This is a genomic window from Promicromonospora kroppenstedtii DSM 19349, from assembly GCF_000515355.1.
Taxonomy (GTDB): Bacteria; Actinomycetota; Actinomycetes; order Actinomycetales; family Cellulomonadaceae; genus Promicromonospora; species Promicromonospora kroppenstedtii.
The window spans coordinates 4163-9810 of record NZ_KI911664.1 but is presented as its reverse complement, the minus strand read 5'-3'; the positions used below and the strand labels follow the sequence as shown (position 1 = coordinate 9810).

General features: G+C 70.5%; 6 protein-coding genes. 1 reads left to right on the top strand and 5 read right to left on the bottom strand.

Going from position 1 to position 5648, the window contains the following annotated elements; translation table 11 throughout:
- The 4 genes from PROKR_RS11855 to PROKR_RS11840 form a co-directional block, all read right to left on the bottom strand.
- Window positions 1–808, bottom strand: an 808-nt coding sequence (locus PROKR_RS11855) for an alpha-L-rhamnosidase N-terminal domain-containing protein (protein ID WP_036963435.1), incomplete at its 3' end; no start/stop codon positions are given.
- A gap of 13 nt (window positions 809–821) precedes the next feature.
- On the bottom strand, window positions 822–1649 hold the full coding sequence (locus PROKR_RS11850) for a carbohydrate ABC transporter permease (RefSeq protein ID WP_036963426.1): 828 nt from the start codon (window positions 1647–1649) through the stop codon (window positions 822–824).
- Complete coding sequence (locus tag PROKR_RS11845; protein WP_051432927.1) at window positions 1646–2557, bottom strand: carbohydrate ABC transporter permease; 912 nt, start codon at window positions 2555–2557, stop codon at window positions 1646–1648. The genes PROKR_RS11850 and PROKR_RS11845 overlap by 4 nt, the downstream gene beginning before the upstream one ends.
- Before the next feature lie 19 nt (window positions 2558–2576).
- Window positions 2577–3890 (bottom strand): extracellular solute-binding protein, encoded by a 1314-nt coding sequence (locus PROKR_RS11840; protein WP_036963424.1) that lies wholly within the window; start codon window positions 3888–3890, stop codon window positions 2577–2579.
- Window positions 3891–4033: 143 nt separating this feature from the next.
- Here PROKR_RS11840 and PROKR_RS11835 point away from each other — a divergent pair, with 143 nt between their 5' ends.
- A complete protein-coding gene (locus tag PROKR_RS11835; RefSeq protein ID WP_051432906.1) occupies window positions 4034–5080 on the top strand; it encodes a LacI family DNA-binding transcriptional regulator in 1047 nt (348 codons plus the stop codon).
- A gap of 230 nt (window positions 5081–5310) precedes the next feature.
- Here the strand turns inward: PROKR_RS11835 and PROKR_RS34705 are convergent.
- A partial coding sequence (locus tag PROKR_RS34705) for a hypothetical protein (RefSeq protein WP_425414884.1) occupies window positions 5311–5648 on the bottom strand: 338 nt, incomplete at its 5' end.

Genomic DNA, 5648 nt, shown 5'->3' with positions numbered 1-5648 from the left:
CGCGGCCGGCGTCGACCCGCTCGCCCGCGTAGATGCCGCTGGCGACCACGACGCCGGTCGCTGCCCCGCGCCAGTCCGGCCCGGTGGTGAGCACCCGGGTATTCCCGTCGGCGAGCTCGACGTGCAGCTGCACGGCCGCGGCCGGCTGCTCCCCGTAGAAGGTGCGGGCGGCGCCGTGGAACCCGTACCTCTCGGTCCACCACCCGCCGGCCAGCCGGACGCCGACGGCGTTCGCGCCCGCCCGCACCAGTGCGGTCACGTCGGTGGCCTCGTGCACCAGCCGGTGCTGATAGGCCGTCCAGCCGGGCTTGAGCACGGCGTCGTCGACGTCCTGGCCGTTGATCTCGACCTGGTAGACACCGTGTGCGGACGCGTAGAGCGTGGCGCGGACCACGTCGCCGGGCAGGTCGAGCTCGACGCGCAGCAGGCCGGGCGTCGCGGGCTCCACGGGATCGGCGAGGCCCACGTAGGCGGCGGCCCACTCGCCGTCGGCCAGGAAGGTGCTGCGCACCGTGACGGGCTCGCTCCAGGGCGTCACCGCTCCGTCCGTGCCCGTGACCCGCACCTCCAGGGTGTGCCGGGCGTGCGGCGCGAGCGGTTCGAACGGCCAGGGCACGAACCGCGACTCGTCGGTGTCCAGGCGGAGCGCGGGCCCGCCGTCGAGCCGCACCTCGGCGGCGGCCTGCCACCAGCCGGGCACGTCCGACTCCACGGTCCAGCTCAGCCGTGGGTCGGGGACGTCGGCGAAGGCGCCGTCGGTGCGGCGCTCCACGCGCACCTCGCGGACACGGGTGGGGTTGGTCTCCATCGGGTGGCCCCTCTCAGCCCTTGACCGCACCGGACGTCATGCCGGCCACGATCTGGCGGTTGAAGAAGATGTACATGACCAGCGGCGGCACCGTGATCAGGAGGATGTCCATGAACAGCAGGTTGAACTGGCTGACCATCTGGCTCTGGAAGTTGTAGAGCGTGAGCTGCACGGTCGCGTTCTCGTCGCCGGGCAGGAAGTACAGCGGGTTGGTGAAGTCGTTGAACACGTTGACGGCCTGCACCACGACGATCGTGATGATCACCGGCCGCAGCAGAGGCAGGATGACGGCGAAGAAGAGCCGCAGCGGCCCGGCGCCGTCGATGATCGCCGCCTCGTCGAGCTCGCGCGGGATGGTCGCCACGAATGCGCGGAACAGCAGGATGCAGAACGACAGTCCGAACGTGGCCTCGACGAGGATGAGGCCGGGCATCGTCTTGAACAGGCCGGTCTGCTGGAGCACCCAGATGGTCGGCACCACGGCGGGCGGCACGATCAACCCCGCCAGCACGAGGAAGTTCACCACCGGGTTGAGCCGGGACCGCCGCCGCTGGAGCAGGTACCCGACCATGGCCGCGAGCACCACCATGACGGCGACGCTCACCACGGTCAGCACCGTGCTGTTGAGGAACGCCCGCACCACGATGCCGTCGCGGGTGGTGAGCACCTCCGTCAGGTTCTCGGTGAACGCCCACTGCGTGGGCCACGAGAACTGGAGCCGCGACGCCTCCGACGCGTCCTTCGAGGCCGTCACGAAGATGAACCCGAACGGCACCAGGAACACCACCACCGACACGGCGATGGCCACGATCCCCGTGGCCCACGAACCGGCGCGCCTCATCGGTCCACCTCTTTGCGGTTCAGCAGCAGGGAGACCGGCACCATGATCGCCGTGACCACGAGGAACAGGATCACGTTGCCCGCGGTGGACAGCCCGTAGAACCCGGCCTGGTACTGCTTGTAGATGACGGACCCGATGACGTCGCTGGTGAACCCGGGGCCGCCGCCCGTGGTGGCCCAGATGAGGTCGAACGACCGCAGGCCGCCGATCAGGGACAGGATGATCACGGTGGCCGTCGCGGGCTGGACCAGCGGCAGCGTGATGGAGCGGAACTGCTGCCACCGGCCCGCGCCGTCGACCCGGGCGGCCTCGTAGTACTCCTGCGGGATCGCGACGATGCCCGCGATGTAGATGAGCGTCGCGATGCCGAGGCCCTTCCAGACGTCGACGGCCGCGATGGTCAGCAGCGCCTGGTTCGGGTCGGTGAACCAGCCCGGCCCCTCGATGCCGAGCGTGGCGAGCATCGTGTTGACCACGCCGTCGAACGGGTCGAGCAGAGCCTTGAAGGTGATGCCGACGCCGATCGTCGAGACGAGCACCGGGAAGAACACGACCGACCGCAGGTACCCGCGGCCCACGAGCTGCGAGGTGAGCAGCACCGCGAGCGCCAGCCCGAGCACCACCTTGGCGGCCGACGTGACGAACCCGTAGATCAGCGTGTTCACGAACCCCTGCGAGAGCTGCGGTTCTGCGAAGAACTGGATGAAGTTGTCCAGGCCGATGAACTCGGTGTCGAACAGGGTCCAGCGGGTGAGGCTGAACCAGAACGACGCGAACGTGGGAACCGCGAAGAAGACCAGGTAGAGCACGCCGGCCGGCAGGTAGAACCACGAGGGGTAGACGCTGCGCTGGGTGGCCGAGGTGGAGCCCGCCGTCCGACGGCGGCGGGCGGGCCGCGCCTCGGCCATGGTCGCCACCACGGGTGGCCTACCAGCCCTCGAGGCCGAGCTGGCGGGCCTGGTTCTCGACGTCCTGGTCGTAGAACTCGGCGGCCTCCTCGGCGGTCTTGATGCCGGAGCCCACCTCGACCGTGACCTTCTCCAGGTTCGGGCCCTTGACGGGCGAGCTGAACTCCAGGGCGTTGGCGGTGTCGCCGGCGTCGAAGTAGGCCTGGATGTCGCCCAGGAGCGCCGGGGCGGTGTCCAGCGCCTCGCATGTGCCCGCGTAGGGGCCGGCGGGCGGCAGGAGCTCGTTCTGGATCGCGCAGCCGGCCTCGCTGTTCGCGAACGCGACGAGCTCCTTGGCGGCCTCCAGCTCCGCGCCCTCGGTGGACCTCGGCACGTAGAGCGCGTTGGGCTGCCAGATGGTGGCCCGGGTGTTCGCGGCGTCCTCGGCGGGCAGCGCGAAGAAGCCGATGTCGTCGACGGCGTCCGGGGTGTTCTGCAGGATGGTCTGGATGACGCTGGAGAGCATCGGGTAGTGCGCACCCTCGCCCTCGGCGACCATGCGGGCGCCGTCCTGGAAGGCCGCGGACGGGAAGTCCTCGTTGAAGTAGCCGGCCTCGGCGACCTCCTGCTGGTGCTGGAAGCCCAGCAGGGCGGGCTCCTCGGCGTAGGAGCGCTGGTGCGCCGTGTACTGGTCGGCCCACTCGGGGTCGACGGCGAGCACGTTGGCGAAGTCGCCCAGCACGAAGAGCTGGCTGGTCCAGGTCTCGCCGTAGGTCTGGATGACCGGGGCGACGCCGTCGGCCTCGGCGGCGATCGTCGCGTTGTTCGCCATGAACTCGTCCCAGGTCTCCGGGACGGTCAGGCCGAGCTCTTCGTAGAGCGGCTTGTTGTAGACGATGCCGCCCGCGAAGGAGGCGCCCAGCGGCGCGCCGTACAGCCCGTTGTCGGTACTGACGACGGGGGTGAACTCCTCGGTGAGCGAACCCACCCACTCCTGGTCGTTCAGGTCCACCAGGGTGGAGTCCGGGTTGAGGGCCTGGAGCAGCGAGCCCGAGTTGTAGTAGAAGACGTCGGCCATCTCGCCGGTGGACAGGCGAGTCTTGACCAGGTTGTCGCCCTCGGTGCCGCCGGGGCGGATCTCGACGGTGACCGTGATGTCGGGGTGCTCCTCCTCGAAGGCGGCGGCCAGGGCCTCCGCCGTCTCCGGGTTGGGGGCGTCGTTCGAGGTGAGGAACGTGATCTCGGTGGTGCCGTCGCCGCCGGACGCGGCGCAGCCGGTCAGGGCTCCGCCGGCCACGGCGAGGGCGGCTGCTGTCGCGAGAACCTTGCGGCTGGTGGGAAGTGCACGGGACATCTCTCTACCTCCTTGTAGAGACGGATGGGACGATGGCGTGTAGAGCGATCTACACTCGCACCGATGAATCCTTTCAGTGGGAGCACGCTAGCGGGGCGCCATTTCTGGTGTCAACCGATCTACACGGGCAGGATGGCCTCACGATGAGCACCGAACCGACGCGCCGCCCGCGGCCCTCGACCATCCAGGACGTGGCTCGCGAGGCCGGCGTCTCCCGGGCCGCGGTGTCCAAGGTGATCCGCAACGCCTACGGCGTGAGCGACCACATGCGGGCCCAGGTGACCGCTGCGATCGAGCGGCTGGAGTACCGGCCGCGGGTCGCCGCGCGGGCCATGCGCGGGGCGAGCTTCACGCTCGGGTTCGAGATCCCGCAGGTGGGCAACGACTTCCTGACGATGATCGTGGACGGCGCCACGGAGGCACTGGCGGACACCCCGTACCAGATGATCATCGCGCCGCTCGGCCGGGACCAGAAGGGCGACGTGGCGATCAACAGCCTCGCCGACCGCCAGGTCGACGGCATCGTGGCGATCTCGCCGCGCGTGGACCCGGCCTGGCTCGAACGGGTCGCCGAGCGCACGCCGCTCGTGATGATCGGGCGGCACGACCGCTCCGACCGCTACGACACGATCACGGGCGACGACCGGTCCGGTGCCGAGCAGGTCATGTCACACCTGCTGGGTCTTGGCCACCGCCGGATCGTTCACCTGACGATCCACCCGTCTCGGCCGGAGCCGCCGTGGGCGGGGCAGGCGGGCGCCGAGCCGCACGTGGTGCGCACCGCCGTCTACCGCGAGCGCATGGCCGTGGCCGGGCTGGAGCCACAAGTGGTGCACACGCTGTTCGACGGGTCCGAGGCGCACGCCGCGACGCTTGGTCTGCTGGCCTCCCCCGACCGCCCGACGGCGATCTTCGCGGGCAACGACACGCTGGCGATCGGCGTGCTCAGCGCCGTCGCCGAGGCGGGGCTCGGCGCGCGGGACGTGTCTGTGGTCGGGTACGACGACGTGCCGATCGCCCGGCACCCGCTGATCGGCCTGACCAGCGTGGACCAGAGCGGCATCGAGCTGGGACGCGAGGCGGTGCGGCTGCTGCTGGAACGCCTGGAGGGCCGCACGGAGGCGGTGCGGTACGAGGCAGAGGCGGTGCTGCGGGTGCGTCGGTCGAGCGGGGCGGTGCGGGAGGAGTGAGCGGGCGGGGTGAGCGGGAGCGGGTAGCACTGGGATCGGCAGGTCGCCGCGCGGCAATCGGCACGTTGCCCGAAGCTTCGGCAGTTGGCACTGAGATCGGTCCAGGCCTGTGCCGATCTCAATGCCAACTGCCGAGTCTGTGAGGCAAACTGCCGTGCCTGTAGGGCGACCTGCCACAGCGTGTGGGCAGACTGCCAAGCCTGTTGGGCAAACTGCCGACCAGCCGCGGATCAGGGCAGCAGGACCGTGCGGATCGCGGTGATCAGGCCATCCGCGACGAGTACCCGGATGAGCGCGACAGGCGCGCCGTCGCGCGTTGCGACGAGCGCCATCCCGTCGTCCAGGAGCAGCGGAGCCAGGGTCCAGCCCGACGTCGGGCCCAGGTAGCGCAGGGAGCCGGCGGCGACCCGCTCGGCGCCGACGTCGAACCCGACGCGCACGCCCCGCAACGTCGCCCAGCCCGAGACCTCGGGGTGCAGGATCCGCGCCAGGGCCGCGAGGTCTCCCCCGGCGCACGCCGCGATGAAGGCGTCCGTGACGCGCTGCAGCTCGGGGTCGGCGCGCGGTC

Bases quoted from the DNA above. Each gene is read 5' to 3' on its own strand.
- PROKR_RS11850 (WP_036963426.1), bottom strand. From the start codon at position 1,649: ATGAGGCGCGCCGGTTCGTGGGCCACGGGGATCGTGGCCATCGCCGTG.
- PROKR_RS11845 (WP_051432927.1), bottom strand. From the start codon at position 2,557: ATGGCCGAGGCGCGGCCCGCCCGCCGCCGTCGGACGGCGGGCTCCACC.
- PROKR_RS11840 (WP_036963424.1), bottom strand. From the start codon at position 3,890: ATGTCCCGTGCACTTCCCACCAGCCGCAAGGTTCTCGCGACAGCAGCC.
- PROKR_RS11835 (WP_051432906.1), top strand. From the start codon at position 4,034: ATGAGCACCGAACCGACGCGCCGCCCGCGGCCCTCGACCATCCAGGAC.